We start from the raw sequence: 14,581 nt of genomic DNA, 5'->3' as shown, positions 1-14,581 counted from the left end.
CCGCCCGCACCCCGCGCGTCTGGAGAACCACATGACCACCCACGACTTCATCGCGATCGGACTCGGCCCGTACAACCTGGGACTGGCCTGCCTGACCGAGCCGATCTCCGAGCTGGACGGGCTCTTCCTGGAGGCCCGCGCCGATGTCTCCTGGCACCCCGGCATGCTGCTGGAGTCCACCCGACTACAGACGCCGTTCCTCGCCGACCTGGTGACCTTCGCCGACCCCACCTCGCCGTACTCCTTCGTCAACTACCTGAAGGAGACCGGACGGCTCTACCCCTTCTACATCCGGGAGAGCTTCTTCCCGCTGCGGGTGGAGTACGACGCGTACTGCCGGTGGGCGGCGGCCCGGCTGTCGAACCTGCGCTTCGGGCACACCGTCACCACGGTGGAGTACGACGAGGCCGACGGTGAGTACGTGGTGACCGCGGAGACCGCCGACGGTCCGGTCACCCACCGGGCTCGGCGCCTGGTGCTCGGCACCGGCACCCCGCCGGAGCTGCCCGCCGTCTGTCAGGGCCTCGGTGGGGATGCGATTCACAACTCTCGCTACCTCGAGCACCGCGACGCGCTGCGGAGCAAGCGGAGCATCACGATCGTCGGTAGTGGACAGAGTGCCGCCGAGATCTACTACGAACTGTTGACGGATATCGACACCTACGGCTATCAGCTCACCTGGGTGACGCGGTCGCCCCGGTTCTTCCCGCTCGAGTACACCAAGTTGACGCTGGAGATGACGTCACCGGACTACGTGGACTACTTCCACGGGTTGCCGGAGGAGACCCGCTACCGGCTTGAGGGAGAGCAGAAGGGTCTACTCAAGGGGATCAACTCCGACCTCATCAACAGCATCTTCGACCTGTTGTACGCGCGTAGCACCGATGGCCCGGTCCGTACTCGGCTGCTCACCAACACCGAGCTGGTCAGCGCCGCCCACGATGCCGGCACGTACACGTTGGGTCTGCGCCACCACGAGCAGGGCAGGGACTTCACCCTCGACACCGAGGGCCTGGTGCTGGCCACCGGCTACCGGTTCCAGGTGCCGGCGTTCGCCGACGGGATCCGAGACCGGCTCCGCTGGGACGCCCACGGCCGGCTCGACGTCGCCCGTAACTACAGCGTCGACCACACCGGACAGGAGGTGTTCCTGCAGAACGGTGGTACCCACACGCACAGCGTCACCTCACCTGACCTGGGCATGGGGCCGTACCGGAACTCGTACCTCATCCGGGAGATGCTCGGCCGTGAGTACTACCCGGTGGAGAAGAGCGTCACCTTCCAGGAGTTCGGGGCTCCGGCGGCGGTGGATTCGTGACCGTGCACACCCGCCGGGACCCGCGCCTGGGTGATTTCACCCTGCGCGCTCTCGACCCGGACGGTGACGCCCCGCTGCTGCACCGCTGGGTCACGCATCCGAAGGCGGCCTTCTGGCTGATGCAGGACGCCGACGTGGCGCAGGTCGCCGCCGAGTACCGGCGCATCGCCGACCACCCGCACCACGAGGCGTACCTCGGGTGGCACGAGGGGGAACCGGTCTTCCTCGCCGAACGCTACGACCCGGCCCACGTGGAACTCGTGGGCCGGTACGACGTCCGCCCCGGCGATGTCGGCATGCACTTCCTCTGTGCTCCCACCGAATCGCCCGTGCACGGATTCACCCATGCCGTCATCACGACGGTGCTGGACTGGCTCTTCGCCGACCCCGCCACCGGGCGGGTCGTGGTCGAGCCAGACGTCCGCAACACCGCTGTCCACGCCCTGAACGCCGCCATGGGTTTCCAGGTCGTCGGCCCGGTGGAGCTACCGGCGAAGACCGCCCTACTGAGCATCTGCACCCGCGCGGCCTTCCGCGCCGCCACCCAAGGAGCGCCCGCATGACCCCCGGCGACGCCGTCACGCACCTCACCCCGGCGCGTTGGGAGCAGGCCAACCGGCTGCTGGTGCGCAAGGCCCTCGCCGAATTCGCCCACGAACGGCTGCTCACCCCGGAGCCGTTGCCGGCCGAGCCGGGCCGCTACACCGTCCGCAGCGACGACGGCACGGTCGAGTACCGCTTCACCGCCCGGCTGCTCGCCCTCGACCACTGGCAGATCGACCCGGACAGCATCACCCGACACGGGGAGTCCGGGCAGCTGCCAGTTGATGCCGGCGACTTCTGCCTGGAACTGCGCGGCGCACTCGGCCTCTCCGACCGGGTCCTGCCGGTCTACCTGGAAGAGATCACCGCCACCCTCGCCGGGAGCGCGTACAAGCTCGCCCGGGGTGGGCCGGCGGCGGAGAAGCTGGTCGCCGCCGACTTCCAGACCGTGGAGTCGGCGATGACCGAGGGGCACCCCTGCTTTGTGGCGAACAACGGCCGGCTCGGGTTCAGCTCCGACGAGTACCACCGGTACGCGCCGGAGGCCGCCGCGCCCGTGCGGCTGATCTGGCTCGCTGCGCACCGCGACCACTCGACCTTCAGCTGCTCAGCGGAGCTGGACTACGACACGCTGATCCGTACCGAGTTGGATGAGCAGACCCGGGCCCGGTTCGCTGCCACCCTGGCCGGGCTCGGCCTGGACCTTGCCGACCATCACCTGATCCCGGTGCATCCGTGGCAGTGGTGGCACAAGCTGTCGGTCACCTTCGCCGGGGAGGTGGCCCGCCGACACCTGGTCTGCCTCGGTGAGGGGCCGGACGACTACCGGGCCCAGCAGTCCATCCGGACCTTCTTCAACCTCACCGAACCCAGCCGGCACTATGTGAAGACCGCGCTGTCGGTGCTGAACATGGGCTTCATGCGGGGCCTGTCGGCCGCCTACATGGCGGCCACCCCGGCCATCAACGACTGGCTCGCCAACCTGATCGACGGCGACGAGGTGTTCCGCAGCACCGGGCTGACCATCCTGCGCGAGCGGGCTGCCGTCGGCTACCGGCATCGGCAGTACGAGGCGGCCACGGATCGTTACTCCCCGTACCGCAAGATGCTGGCGGCGCTGTGGCGGGAGAGCCCGGCGCAGGGGTTGGAGCCGGGCCGGCGGCTGGCCACCATGGCCTCGCTCCTGCACGTCGACCCGGAGGGCCGGTCCCACACCGCGGCGCTGATCGCCGCCTCGGGGCTCACCCCGGCGGCCTGGCTTCGCCGCTATCTCGACGCCTATCTGGTGCCACTGCTGCACGCCTTCTACGCGCACGACCTCGCGTTCATGCCGCACGGCGAAAACGTCATCCTGGTCCTGCACGAGGGCGTGGTCGAGCGGGTGATCTTCAAGGACATCGCCGAGGAAATCGTGGTGATGAGCGCCGATGCGCCGCTGCCCCCGGCAGTGGAGCGGATTCGAGCGGACGTACCGGAACAGATGCGACTACTGTCGATCTTCACCGACGTCATCGACTGCTTCCTCCGGCATCTCAACGCCGTGTTGGTCGAGGCGGGGGTGTGCCCAGAGGAAACTTTCTGGCAGACGGTCGCCGAATCTGCCGCGGGCTACCTGGACCGGGTGCCGCACCTGGCCGAGCGGGCCCGCCGGTACGACCTCTTCGCGCCCGAGTTCGCGCTCTCCTGCCTCAACCGGCTCCAGCTGCGCGACAACCAGCAGATGGTCGACCTCGCCGACCCGGCGGGGGCGCTGCAACTCGTGGGGACGCTGGCCAACCCGCTCGCCCCGTACCGCCCCGGGACCTGACGGTCCGGCCCGGACGCGCCTACCCAGTCGGGTAGGCGCGTCCGCTACCTCGCTGGGTAGGCGCGCGTCTCCGCCACCCCGACCGCGGCCCACACCCGTTGGCCTGGTACCAGGCGCAGGGTCGCCGCCGTCGTGGGCGGCACGTCGGCCGCCACTCGGATCGGACCGTCCAACTGCACCCGTAGGTTGTCACCGTGGCGCTGCACCCCGGCGACCGTGGCTGGCCAGGTGTTGGGTGGGCTACCGGCGGGCTGGCCGTCGTGCAGCACCACCGCCGAGGGGCGGAACGCGACGAAGGCGTCCCCGGCGAGGTGCTCCGGGACGGTGAGCAGGAGCCCGTCGGCGACCTGGATGCGGTTGTTGTCGGCCCGGCCTCGGTGCAGGTTGAGCCCGACCAACTGGGCGACGTAGTCGGTACGGGGCCGGGCGGTGACGGTGGCCGCATCCCCCTCCTGGACGACCCGGCCCTCCTCCACGATCACCAGCCGGTCGGCCAGCACCAGCGCATCGAGGGGGTCGTGCGTGACCAGCACGGTGGCACCGGGGTGGGCGGCCAGGTGCCGGTGCAGCTCGACGCGGGTATCCAGGCGGGTACGGGCGTCCAGGGCGGCGAGCGGCTCGTCGAGCAGCAGCACGGCCGGCCGCACCGCGAGCGCCCGGGCCAGTGCCACCCGCTGTGCCTGCCCGCCGGAGAGCTGCCCAGGTCGCCGGCGAGCGTGCTCGGTCAGCCCCACCCGGGCCAGCCAGTCGCCGGCGCTTCGCCGGGCCGTTCGTCGGTTGACGCCGTGCCGGCGCGGGCCGAAGGCCACGTTGTCGAGCGCACTCAGATGTGGGAAGAGCAGGTAGTCCTGGAAGACCACGCCGACCGAACGGTGTTCGGCGGGGACGAAGGTGCGCCGGACGGGTCGGTCCAGGTCGCTGCCCGCCACCGTGATGTGGCCGGAGGTCAGGGGCTGCAGGCCGGCAAGCGCCCGCAGGGCTGTCGTCTTGCCGGCGCCGTTTGGGCCCAGCAGCGCCACGACCTCACCGGCGGTGACCCGCAGCGGTACGTCCAGCCGGAAGTCGCCCCGCTTCACCGCGAGACGCGCGTCCAGCAGGTACCCGGTCACGGTGTGCTGATCCACCGGTCGCGCAACCCCGCCAGGATCATGACCGAGACGACGAGCAGGATCAGGCTGAGTACGATCGCGGCCTCGACATCGGTCTCCAGCGCCAGGTAGACCGCGAGCGGCATGGTCTGGGTCCGGCCCGGGTAGTTGCCGGCGAAGGTGATCGTGGCACCGAACTCGCCCAGCGCGCGGGCCCAGCACAGCACCGCCCCGGCGGCCAGGCCTGGGCCGACCAGCGGCACGGTGACGTGCGTGAACGTGGTCCACCGTCCGGCGCCGAGGGTGGCCGCGGCCTCCTCGTAGCGGCGGTCGGCACCCCGTAGCGCCCCTTCTACGGCGATGACCAGGAACGGCATCGCCACAAACGCCTCGGCGAACACCACGCCGGTGGTGCTGAACGGCAGGGTGATCCCGAAGGTCTGGTCGAGCCAGCCGCCGATCAGCCCGCGCCGACCGAAGACCAGCAGCAGGGCCACCCCACCCACCACCGGTGGGAGCACCAGGGGCACGGTGACCAGGGCGCGCACCAGACGCCGGCCGGGGAATTCCACCCGGGCGAGCAGCCACGCCAGCGGCACGCCGAGCAGCAGGCAGAACAGGGTCGCCAGGGTCGCGGTGAGCAGCGACAGCCGCAGCGCGGCGAGCACCCCGGGCTCGGCGAGCCGCTGCGGCAGGGTACTCCACGGGGTGCGGGCCAGCAGACCGATCAACGGCAGGGTCAGAAACGCCAGACCGAGTAGCGCCGGCAGCAGCAAAGCGACCGGAACGCCTCCGCCCCGCCGACGGGCGCCACGCGGTCGGCGGGAGCTCGTCGGCCGGCGGACCGGACGTTCGAGGAGCGTCATGGCGCCTGGAACCCGGCCTCGGTGAGCACCGCCCGCGACTGGGCGGACCGGACGTGGGCCACGAAGGCGTGGGCCGCGGTCGGGTTCGGCGCGTCGGCCAACACGGCGATCGGGTAGTCGTTGACGGCCTGGGCGGACTCGGGGAACTCCACGGCCGCCACGTCCGGCGCGGCGGCCCGGGTATCGGTGCGGTAGACGAGGGCGGCGTCCACCTCACCCAGCCGGACCTTGGCCAGGGCCCCCCGAACGTCCGCCTCCAGAGTGACCGGGGTCAGCGCGACTCCGGCGGTGTCGAGCGCCCTGAGGGCCGCTGACCCACAGGGCACCTGCTCGGCGCAGAGCGCCACCTTGAGCCCAGGCCGGGTCAGGTCACCCAGGCTCCGCACGCCTGCGGGGTTGCCGGCGGCGACCGCGATGACGAGCTGATTACGGACGAAGACGGCCGGGGTGTCGGCCGCGCCGTCGGCTGTGGTGACGGCGGCCAGGTGCTGCGGGGCGGCCGAGGCGAAGACATCTGCCGGGGCCCCTGCGGTGATCTGGGTGGCGAGGGCGGAGCTGCCGGCGAAGTTGAACACGACGGTGCTACCCGGGTGGGCTGCCTCGAAGTCGCGCCCGATCCGGTCGAACGTCGCGGCGAGTGACGCGGCGGCGAAGACGGTCACCGGGCCGGTCACGCCACCGCCGCCGGCTTCGCCGCCCGGGGCGCCGCAGCCGGCCAGGACCAGCGCGACGGCGCCGGCCGCGATCGAGGTGCCCGCCTTCACGATGCCGGCCTTCCCCGGGTGCCGGCCGGGGGCGTGGCCCGTTCGACTAGCACGTTCGTCGACTTGATCACGGCGACGGCCAGCGAGCCGACCCGCAGGTCCAACTCGTCGACGGCCTCCCGGCTCATCAGGGAGACGACTCGGAACGGGCCGGCCTGGATGTCGACCTGGGCCATCACGGTGTCCCGGACGACGCCGACGACGATGCCGCGGAGTCGGTTGCGGGCCGACGAGGCGTCGGACCGCTCGTCGCGCTCGGCCGCCTGCGCGCGGGCGAACGCCGCCAGATCAACCCCGTCCACGGCGCGGTGTCCGTGCTCGTCACGCTCGGCTCGAATGCGTCCGGCGTCGATCCAGCGGCGGACGGTGTCGGCGCTCACCCCGAGCAGCTCGGCCGCCTCCCCGATTCGGAACCTTGTCACCCGGTCACCCTACCGTCTGCATCCGAGAGCTTTTGCCCCTACTCAACTCCGGCAATTGCAAGGGCCTGGAGTCATATCCTCTTGCAATCGCAAAGCCTGGCTCCGGTGCTGTGGTGGGACGCCGTGGGCCGGCTCCGACCCGACGGCGCATAATGGTGGTATGCCGGAGCAGCATCCGGCGATCAACACACGCGAGATGGTAGGGAGTACGGTGCCGCAGACGATTTCGAAGGCAACCCGGAACACCCGGCAGCGTGCCGAGGTGCTCGCGCTGCTCGGGGAGGTTGACGGGTTCCACACGGCGCAGCAACTGCACCGGATGCTCTGCGACCGCGACGCCCGGGTGGGCCTGACCACCGTCTACCGGACCCTCCAACTCCTGGTCGAAGCCGGTGAGATCGACTCCACCCGGCTGCCCGGGGGCGAACAGCTCTTCCGCCAGTGCAGCCAGAGCCGTCACCACCACCACCTGGTCTGCCGGTCCTGCGGGCGGACCGTGGAGGTGGCCGGCCCGGCGGTCGAACGGTGGGCCAACCAGGTGGCGGCCGAGCACGGCTTCACCGATGTCGGGCACACTCTGGAGATCTTCGGCAACTGCGCTGCCTGCGCCGCGTCCTGAACCTCTGACGGCTGCCACCAGCCGGGGCGTTTCCCGCCCCGTCGGCCGGGAAATCGTCTCCGCGGCACCCCGGCAACGCGGCGTCTCGCGCGCCGCCCGACGAACGGACGCCGATCGCTATGACGTACCGTCCGGCCACCGACCCTCCTGACCTGGACACCCTCACCCTCGGGGTCGAGGAGGAGTTTCTGCTGTTGGACTCCGATACCGGGGAGAGCATGCCGGTTGCGGCTCGGGTGCTCGACGGGTTGTCCGGCACCGCCTACGAACAGAGCCGGCGGGAGTTTCGACACAGCATGGTCGAGATGGTCACGCCAGTCGTATCCGACCTGGCGGAACTACGGCGGCACCTGGTGGCGTTGCGCACCGCCGCCGCCGAGGCGGCCGAGTCCGCGGGTGCCCACCTCGTCGCGGTGGGAGCGACGCCGGTGAACGAGACGCACCGGACCGTACCGGACGAACCCCGTTACCACGCGATGTCCCGGCGGTTCGGACCGGTCGCGCACGACCCGGCGGTCTGCGGCTGCCACGTGCACGTCGGCCTGCCGGACCGGGAACTGGCGGTCCAGGTCTGCAATCACCTGCGCCCGTGGTTGCCGGTCGTGCAGGCCATCACCGCCAACTCGCCGCTGCACGACGGCCAGGACACCGGACACGCGAGCTGGCGGGCGATGCAGCTGGAGCGTTGGCCGAGTATCGGACCCACCCCGTACTTCGACTCGGCCGCCGACTACGACGCCACGGTGGCGGATCTGATCAAGGCGGGGATCATGCTCGACGCCGGGATGGTCTACTGGTATGTCCGGCCCTCCGCCGCGTTTCCCACAGTCGAGATTCGGGTTGGCGACGTCTGTCCCACCGTTGACGACACGGTGCTGGTGGCCGCGCTGGTGCGAGCCCTCGTCGCGACCCTCGCCGCAGATGTGCGTGACGGTGCCCGCGCGACCCGGATCCGTGGCTGCCTGGTCTCCGCTGCCCACTGGCGAGCTGCCCACGACGGGCTCGACGGTGACCTCGTTGATCTGCGTACCGGGCACGCCCGGCCGGCATGGGATCTGGTGGACGAGTTGTTCGCCCTCGTCGCGCCCGCCCTGGAACGCCAGGGCGACCGGGCGTACGTGCTCGACCAGCTAGCTCGGCTCCGGGACGAGGGCACCGGCGCCGCACGGCAGCGCCGGATCCTGGAGCGGACCGGCTGCGATGTCCGCGCCGTGTTGGCCCACCTGGCCGCACAGACCCGCCCCGTCCCGGCGTGAGCTGGGCAGCGCCACCTGCCTAACCGATGGTGCGTCCCGCTGCCCTACCGATGGTGCGTCTGAAGCCACAGCTCCAGCAGTCCGAGCTGCCACAGCTTGTTGCTGCCGGCCGCGGCCTGCGTCACCGCGGGGTCGGCGAGTAGTTCGTCGACGTACTCGGGCTGAAACAGCCCCCGCTCCTGGGCGGCTGGTGCCCGCAGCGCGTCGAGCACCAGGTCCCGCACCCGTCCGGAGACGTTGCGCAGCGCCGGCACCGGAAAGTACCCCTTCGGCCGGTCGATCACCTCGGCCGGTAGCACCTCCCGGGCGATCTCCTTGAGCACTCCCTTACCGCCCTGCGCCACCTTGTGCTCGGGCGGACAGGCCGCGGCGAGTGCAACCAGGTCCTGGTCCAGAAAGGGGGTGCGAACCTCCAGCCCCCACGCCATGGACATGCTGTCCACCCGCTTGACCGGGTCGTCGGGGAGCATCCGGTGGGTGTCCAGGCGCAGCACCGCGTCCAGTGCGGTCTCCGCACCGGGCACGGCCAACTCGGCGACGAGCAGTTCCCGGCTGACATCCCGGTCATGGGCGTACGCCGGACCAACAACCCGGGACAGCTCGGCGTGGTCGCGGTCGAAGAAGGCCCCGGCGAACACCTCCGCCGCACCGTCCCGGGGCACCACCGCTAGCGGCTGGTGGTAGCCGTACCCGGCGAACACCTCGTCGGCGCCCTGCCCTGACTGGGCCACCTTGACGTGCTTGGCCACCTGTTCGCTCAGCAGGTGGAAGGCCACCACGTCGTGGCTGCCCATCGGCTCGGTCATCGCGGCGACCGTGGCCCGTACGGCCGGCAGGAGGTCGTTGTCGGCGAGCTGGATCCGCCGGTGGTCGGTGCCGAAGGCACGGGCCACCTGGTCGGAGTAGTGGAACTCGTCGCCGGCCTCGTCGCCCCGGCCGTCGAATCCGATGCTGAACGTTTGCAGGTGGTGTTGGCCCGCCTCGGCGAGCAGGGCCACGATGAGACTAGAGTCCAGGCCACCGGAGAGCAGAACCCCGACCGGGACGTCCGCCACCAGCCGCCGGCGTACCGCTGTGCGCAGGGCGTCTCCGACCGCTGCTTGCCAGTCCCGGGCATCCCGGCCGGCGTGCGCGGGGTCGCGCGCGTACTCCGGCTGCCAGTAGACGTGTTCGCGGCTGCGCCCGTCTGCCTCGACCACCCGCAGCGTCGCCGGGGGCAGCTTCCGGACGCCGCGCAGCACGGTCCGTGGCGCCGGCACGATCGAATGCCAGGAGAGGTAGTGGTGCAGGGCAACCGGGTCGATGTCGGTGTCCACGTCGCCGCCGTGCAGTAGCGCGGGCAGGGTTGAGGCGAAGCGCAGCCGGCCGTGGGACTCAGCCAGGTAGAGCGGCTTGATGCCGAGCCGGTCGCGGGCCAGTACCAGCCGCCGGCGGGTCCGGTCGACCAGCCCGATTGCGAACATGCCGACCAGGTGGTCGACGAAGGCCTCCCCCCACTCGGCGTACGCCACCAGGATGACCTCGGTGTCACTGGTGGAGCGGAAGGTGTGCCCGGCGGTTCGGAGCTCCTCGCGCAACTGCGGGTAGTTGTAGATACACCCGTTGAAGACCAGTGCTAGTCCGAGGTCCTCGCGCACCATTGGCTGCGCGCCGGCGTCGGAGAGGTCGATGATGGTGAGCCGGCGATGCCCGAGGGCTACCCAGCCGTCCGTCCAGTGGCCGGTGTCGTCCGGGCCGCGGGACTCCATCGCCTGGCTCATCCGGATCACCGCGTCGGTGTCCGGCCTCGACCCGTCGAAACGTGCTTCCCCGCTGATGCCGCACACGCTCAGTGCCCTTCCGGCCGCTGTCCGGCGGTCCGGGCGGTCCGGCGGATGAGCGTCGATCCCATGGCCACCGTCCCGTCGCACCGTCTCACCTGGCCACCGGGCGTGGCCCGGGCCCCGTCCCGCGGACGGGTGCGCCGGGTACCCGCTGGTCGGGTCGCTCAAACCCAGCCCGGGTGGGGCCAGCATCGGCGTCGTGGCCGAGCCGGCGACCAGCGCTCCATGGTCGGACCAGGTCTCGAGGACGAACCCGAGACCGGTTTGGCGTTGCGCGGGACCCCTAGGGTGGTATCGACCTGTTCATCAGGTGGGACTCGACGCGCGCGACCGGCGCGAACTGACGGCAGCAGGAGGTCACATGCCCGTTATCGCAATCGACGGACTGGTGAAGAGATTCGGTTCGGTCCGCGCGCTTGACGGGCTCGACCTACAGGTGGAGGCGGGGGAGGTGCACGGCTTCCTCGGGCCCAACGGCTCCGGAAAGTCCACCACCATCCGCGTCCTGCTCGGGCTGCTGCGCAGTGACGCCGGCAATGTCCGGCTGCTCGATGGTGACCCGTGGCGCGACGCGGTGGCGCTGCACCGCCGACTCGCCTACGTGCCGGGCGACGTGAACCTGTGGCCCAACCTCTCCGGCGGGGAGGCGATCGACCTGTTCGGAGCGCTGCGCGGTGGCCTGAACCACCGTCGTCGGGACGAGCTGCTGGAACGCTTCGACCTCGATCCGACCAAGAAGTGCCGGGCCTACTCCAAGGGCAACCGGCAGAAGGTCGCGATCGTCGCCGCCTTCGCCTCCGACGTTGAGCTGTACGTGCTCGACGAACCCACCTCCGGGCTCGACCCGCTGATGGAGGCGGTGTTCCAGGAAGAGGTACGGCGGCTCACCGGCAACGGCGCCACGGTGCTGCTTTCCAGTCACGTGCTCGCCGAGGTGGAGGCGCTCTGCGACCGGGTCAGCATCATCCGCGCCGGCCGTACCGTCGAGTCCGGTTCCCTGAGCGATCTGCGGCACCTCGCCCGCACCACGGTCACCGTCGAGACGGTGCGTCCGCTGACCGGAGTCGCGGAGCTGCCCGGCGTGCACGAGGTCCGGGCCGTTGACGGCCGGGTCCGGTTGGAGGTTGAGCCGGAGCACCTCGACGCGCTGCTCGCCCACCTGATCCGCTTCGAGGTCCGGGCGTTGATGAGCGCACCGCCCACCGTGGAGGAACTGTTCCTGCGGCACTACGACGGGGCCGACGACGGCCCGGCCGCCGCCGACAGCGGGGCGGAGCGGGCCCAGTGAGCGCAGTCACCGGCACCGGCCGACTGGCCCGGCTCGTTCTGCGCCGTGACCGGATCAAACTCGGGGCCTGGGTGCTCGGTACGCCGCTGCTCGGGTACGCCCTCGCCGGTAGCGTCATCGAGTTCTACCCCGACGAGGCCGCTCGCCTCGGCTATGCCGAGACCGCACTCACCAGCGTGGTGGCGCGCGCCTTCAACGGGCCGATCTTCAACGCCGACCTGGGCTCGATCGTCATTGTCGAGGCATACCTGACGTTAGCCCTGCTCGCCGCCCTGGTCAGCACGTTCGCCGTCGTCCGGCACACCCGGCAGAACGAGGAGACCGGCCGGGCGGAGCTGCTCGGTGCGGCCGTCGTCGGTCGGCACGCGTTGCTCACCGCCGCGTTGCTTGTTGTCGTCGGGGCGAACGTGGCCGCCGGCCTACTCCTCGGGCTGGCCTTCGCGGCCGCCGGTCTGCCGCTGGCCGGGTCCCTTGCTGCCGGCGGGGCGATCGGTGGGGTCGGCGTCGCCTTCACCGCCGTCGCCGCCGTCGCCGCCCAGCTCACGGTGACCTCCCGAGGTGCGAACGCGCTCGCGGCCGCCACCGTGGGGGTGGCGTTCCTGCTCCGCGCTGCCGGAGATGTTCTCGGCGAACGGGACGGCCTGCAACTGGTGAGCGCATGGCCGTCCTGGCTCTCCCCGCTTGGCTGGGGCACTCAGGTACGCGCGTTCGATGCTGAGCGGTGGTGGGTCCTGGGCCTGCCGGTCGTGTTGCTGGTCGGCGCCACGCTGGCCGCGTTCGGTCTTGCCGGTAGGCGGGACCTCGGGGCCGGGCTGTTCAGCGCCCCGCGGGGGCCGGCCCGTGCCGCCGCCGGCATGCTCAGCCCGGCCGGACTGTTCTGGCGGCTGCACCGCGGCTCCCTGGTCGGCTGGTCGGTGGCGGTGGTGATCCTCGGGATCTCGATGGGCTTCGCCGCGGACGAGGTCAAGGACGTGATCGCCGAGAATCCGACCGCCGCCGACCTGATCGCCGAAATGGGGGGCGGGGCCGACGACCTGGTCGACGCGTTCCTCGCCGCGATGCTGGGGCTGTTCGCGTTGGCCATCGGCGCGTACGTGGTGCAGGCATTGCTGCGGACCCGCGCCGACGAGTCGGACGGTGTTCTGGAGGCGGTGCTCGCGACCGCGGTGAGCCGAGTTCGTTGGCTGGCGACCCAGGTGGTGGGCACGGTCCTGGGTGCGGCGGTCCTCGTGCTGCTGGCCGGGATCGCGACCGGCCTCGGCTACGGACTCGCGGCCGGCGATCCGGTCGGGCAGGCACGTCACCTGGGCGGGGCCGGGCTGCTGCAGCTACCGGCGTTGCTGGTGGTGGCGAGCTTGGTGACCGCGCTGATCGGGCTGACCCCGCGGTGGTCGGTGCCGCTGTCCTGGGCGGTGCTGATTGGGTTCTTGCTCATGGGTCAGCTCGGCGCGGTGCTCGACCTGCCGCAGGTGGTGCTCAACCTCTCGCCGTACACCCATGTGCCGTCGGTGCCGGCGGTCGAGGTGACCGTGTTGCCGCTTGTGCTGCTCACCGCCGTGGCCGGTGTGCTGTTCGGCGCCGGGCTGGTCGGCTTCCGCCGCCGCGACGTCCCCAGCTGAGCCGCCGCCGGTCGGGTCCGGGCGTTAGCCGGATACTTCTGGCTCCGGCTCCGTTTCGGCCTCCGGGCCGGTGTGACGTTGGCGTAGCAGTTCACCGCTCCACCGGGCGGCGGCCCGCTGCTCGGAGAGGGTCCGCTCCCGGGCGCGGGTGAGCCCGTCGCGGACCGTTTCCGGGACATCGGCGTCGGGCAGGTCGGCGAGGATCGCCGACCAGCGTCGGTTGAGCTGTTCGGCGTAGCGGGCACGGCGTAGCAGCTCCTCGTGCCGGCAGTCCAGCGCGATCACGCGTTCCCAGTAGGGCTGGAGGGTTTGGCGGACTCGCTCGTCGAGCTGCACCCAGGCCTCCGGACGGCAGGTGACCGTCTGACCGCCGCGCTCGAACGACCACGGTTCCTGCTGGGCGAGCTTCCGCTGAAGCTGCGCTTCCAGCTCGCCGGCCCGGTGGGGTGCGACGCTTCGGGCGAGATCGGCGGCGATGCCGGTCAGCCGCTGGGTCACCGGTGGCAGGAAGTAGTGGGCGTACCAGGCCAGCTGGTCCGGTCGCAGTCCCTGCGACCGCCAGGTGAGGTCGGCGCGGATGGTGAAGGTGAAGACGTAGCCTCGGGCGAAGACGGTGATCGGCCCGGCCGGCTCACGCCGCTCGATCGGGTCCTGCGGTGGGGGCGGGGCCGGCCCCTGCTTCGCGGCCGTGTCGACGGTACGGGCCACGGTGAGCAGCCACCGCCACAGTCGTCGGGTGGCCGGTGTCAGCCGGGCGGCCAGTCGTCGGGCCGTTGGTGTCAGCCGGGCGGCCCGTCGCCGCGCTACGGCTGCCAGCCGTGCCGCGCCCCGTCGACACGCCCGCACCGGCCGGGCCCAGCGGCCAGACCGCCCGGCGTCCGGCGCGGCCTCCGGGTGCTGCTTCGGATCGGGGGGTACGGCCGGCGGGGGCGTCTCCGCCGGCGGGCCGTCGGCCATGTCGTCTCCCTCGTCCGTCAACCGGTCCGCCGGGCCGAAGGGTGGTGCGGTCGGTGCCAGGTACGAGGGGGAGTGCCGGCAGGCGGCGTCGCCGCGTACTCACGTTAACAAGGATCGGGCCATGGGGGCGGCAGCGGCACGGCGTGCCGATTGGCGCTCGGCGGACAGCGCGTGAGCCGACGCGGGATATTCGGTATGCGTTGAGAATGTT

General features: G+C 71.3%; 13 protein-coding genes. 7 read left to right on the top strand and 6 right to left on the bottom strand.

The features are described from left to right. The first annotated feature begins 31 nt into the window (after positions 1 to 31). Genes STROP_RS12830 through STROP_RS12820 form a run of 3 tightly spaced genes read left to right on the top strand, consistent with a single transcriptional unit; the run spans position 32 to position 3,668 of the window. Positions 32 to 1,318, top strand: a complete 1,287-nt coding sequence (locus STROP_RS12830; RefSeq protein ID WP_012013775.1) for a lysine N(6)-hydroxylase/L-ornithine N(5)-oxygenase family protein — start codon at positions 32 to 34, stop codon at positions 1,316 to 1,318. Continuing rightward, on the top strand, positions 1,315 to 1,881 hold the full coding sequence (locus STROP_RS12825; RefSeq protein ID WP_012013774.1) for a GNAT family N-acetyltransferase: 567 nt from the start codon (positions 1,315 to 1,317) through the stop codon (positions 1,879 to 1,881). The genes STROP_RS12830 and STROP_RS12825 overlap by 4 nt, the downstream gene beginning before the upstream one ends. Continuing rightward, positions 1,878 to 3,668, top strand: coding sequence for an IucA/IucC family protein (locus STROP_RS12820; protein WP_012013773.1), 1,791 nt, complete (start codon positions 1,878 to 1,880; stop codon positions 3,666 to 3,668). The genes STROP_RS12825 and STROP_RS12820 overlap by 4 nt, the downstream gene beginning before the upstream one ends. A gap of 44 nt (positions 3,669 to 3,712) precedes the next feature. Here the strand turns inward: STROP_RS12820 and STROP_RS12815 are convergent, their stop codons facing one another. Genes STROP_RS12815 through STROP_RS12800 form a run of 4 tightly spaced genes read right to left on the bottom strand, consistent with a single transcriptional unit; the run spans position 3,713 to position 6,808 of the window. After that, complete coding sequence (locus STROP_RS12815) at positions 3,713 to 4,777, bottom strand: ABC transporter ATP-binding protein (protein WP_012013772.1); 1,065 nt, start codon at positions 4,775 to 4,777, stop codon at positions 3,713 to 3,715. After that, on the bottom strand, positions 4,774 to 5,622 hold the full coding sequence (locus tag STROP_RS12810) for an ABC transporter permease (RefSeq protein WP_012013771.1): 849 nt from the start codon (positions 5,620 to 5,622) through the stop codon (positions 4,774 to 4,776). Before STROP_RS12810 ends, STROP_RS12815 begins: the two co-directional genes overlap by 4 nt. Next, on the bottom strand, positions 5,619 to 6,386 hold the full coding sequence (gene modA, locus STROP_RS12805) for a molybdate ABC transporter substrate-binding protein (RefSeq protein WP_012013770.1): 768 nt from the start codon (positions 6,384 to 6,386) through the stop codon (positions 5,619 to 5,621). Before modA ends, STROP_RS12810 begins: the two co-directional genes overlap by 4 nt. Then, positions 6,383 to 6,808: a TOBE domain-containing protein gene (locus STROP_RS12800; RefSeq protein ID WP_012013769.1), complete on the bottom strand. Its 426-nt coding sequence runs from the start codon at positions 6,806 to 6,808 to the stop codon at positions 6,383 to 6,385. Before STROP_RS12800 ends, modA begins: the two co-directional genes overlap by 4 nt. Before the next feature lie 196 nt (positions 6,809 to 7,004). Here STROP_RS12800 and STROP_RS12795 point away from each other — a divergent pair, with 196 nt between their 5' ends. Beyond that, positions 7,005 to 7,427, top strand: coding sequence for a Fur family transcriptional regulator (locus STROP_RS12795; protein ID WP_026274862.1), 423 nt, complete (start codon positions 7,005 to 7,007; stop codon positions 7,425 to 7,427). 119 nt (positions 7,428 to 7,546) lie between these two features. Further along, positions 7,547 to 8,683 (top strand): carboxylate-amine ligase, encoded by a 1,137-nt coding sequence (locus STROP_RS12790; protein WP_012013767.1) that lies wholly within the window; start codon positions 7,547 to 7,549, stop codon positions 8,681 to 8,683. Positions 8,684 to 8,727: 44 nt separating this feature from the next. On the opposite strand, the gene STROP_RS12785 is transcribed toward STROP_RS12790, so the two are convergent. Then, the gene (locus tag STROP_RS12785; RefSeq protein ID WP_080516636.1) at positions 8,728 to 10,509 is read right to left on the bottom strand and encodes an N-acetylglutaminylglutamine amidotransferase; all 1,782 of its coding nucleotides are present in this window, start codon (positions 10,507 to 10,509) and stop codon (positions 8,728 to 8,730) included. A 358-nt stretch (positions 10,510 to 10,867) separates the two neighbouring features. Here STROP_RS12785 and STROP_RS12780 point away from each other — a divergent pair, with 358 nt between their 5' ends. Together STROP_RS12780 and STROP_RS12775 are read left to right on the top strand one after the other, a co-directional pair. Continuing rightward, positions 10,868 to 11,794, top strand: a complete 927-nt coding sequence (locus STROP_RS12780; RefSeq protein ID WP_012013765.1) for an ABC transporter ATP-binding protein — start codon at positions 10,868 to 10,870, stop codon at positions 11,792 to 11,794. Next, positions 11,791 to 13,413 (top strand): ABC transporter permease, encoded by a 1,623-nt coding sequence (locus STROP_RS12775; protein ID WP_012013764.1) that lies wholly within the window; start codon positions 11,791 to 11,793, stop codon positions 13,411 to 13,413. Before STROP_RS12780 ends, STROP_RS12775 begins: the two co-directional genes overlap by 4 nt. Before the next feature lie 24 nt (positions 13,414 to 13,437). Here the strand turns inward: STROP_RS12775 and STROP_RS12770 are convergent, their stop codons facing one another. Beyond that, a complete protein-coding gene (locus tag STROP_RS12770; RefSeq protein ID WP_012013763.1) occupies positions 13,438 to 14,370 on the bottom strand; it encodes a hypothetical protein in 933 nt (310 codons plus the stop codon). Positions 14,371 to 14,581 lie beyond the last annotated feature (211 nt).

The sequence above is a fragment of the Salinispora tropica CNB-440 genome (assembly GCF_000016425.1).
GTDB classification, from domain to species: Bacteria; Actinomycetota; Actinomycetes; order Mycobacteriales; family Micromonosporaceae; genus Micromonospora; species Micromonospora tropica.
The sequence above is the reverse complement of the archived record's forward strand: the minus strand, read 5'-3'. Positions and strand labels throughout refer to the sequence as shown.

What these genes read in the sequence shown, in the direction of transcription:
- STROP_RS12795 (WP_026274862.1), top strand. Translation starts at nt 7,005, where the DNA reads ATGGTAGGGAGTACGGTGCCGCAGACGATTTCGAAGGCAACCCGGAAC.
- STROP_RS12810 (WP_012013771.1), bottom strand. Translation starts at nt 5,622, where the DNA reads ATGACGCTCCTCGAACGTCCGGTCCGCCGGCCGACGAGCTCCCGCCGA.
- STROP_RS12790 (WP_012013767.1), top strand. Translation starts at nt 7,547, where the DNA reads ATGACGTACCGTCCGGCCACCGACCCTCCTGACCTGGACACCCTCACC.
- STROP_RS12780 (WP_012013765.1), top strand. Translation starts at nt 10,868, where the DNA reads ATGCCCGTTATCGCAATCGACGGACTGGTGAAGAGATTCGGTTCGGTC.
- STROP_RS12830 (WP_012013775.1), top strand. Translation starts at nt 32, where the DNA reads ATGACCACCCACGACTTCATCGCGATCGGACTCGGCCCGTACAACCTG.
- STROP_RS12820 (WP_012013773.1), top strand. Translation starts at nt 1,878, where the DNA reads ATGACCCCCGGCGACGCCGTCACGCACCTCACCCCGGCGCGTTGGGAG.
- STROP_RS12770 (WP_012013763.1), bottom strand. Translation starts at nt 14,370, where the DNA reads ATGGCCGACGGCCCGCCGGCGGAGACGCCCCCGCCGGCCGTACCCCCC.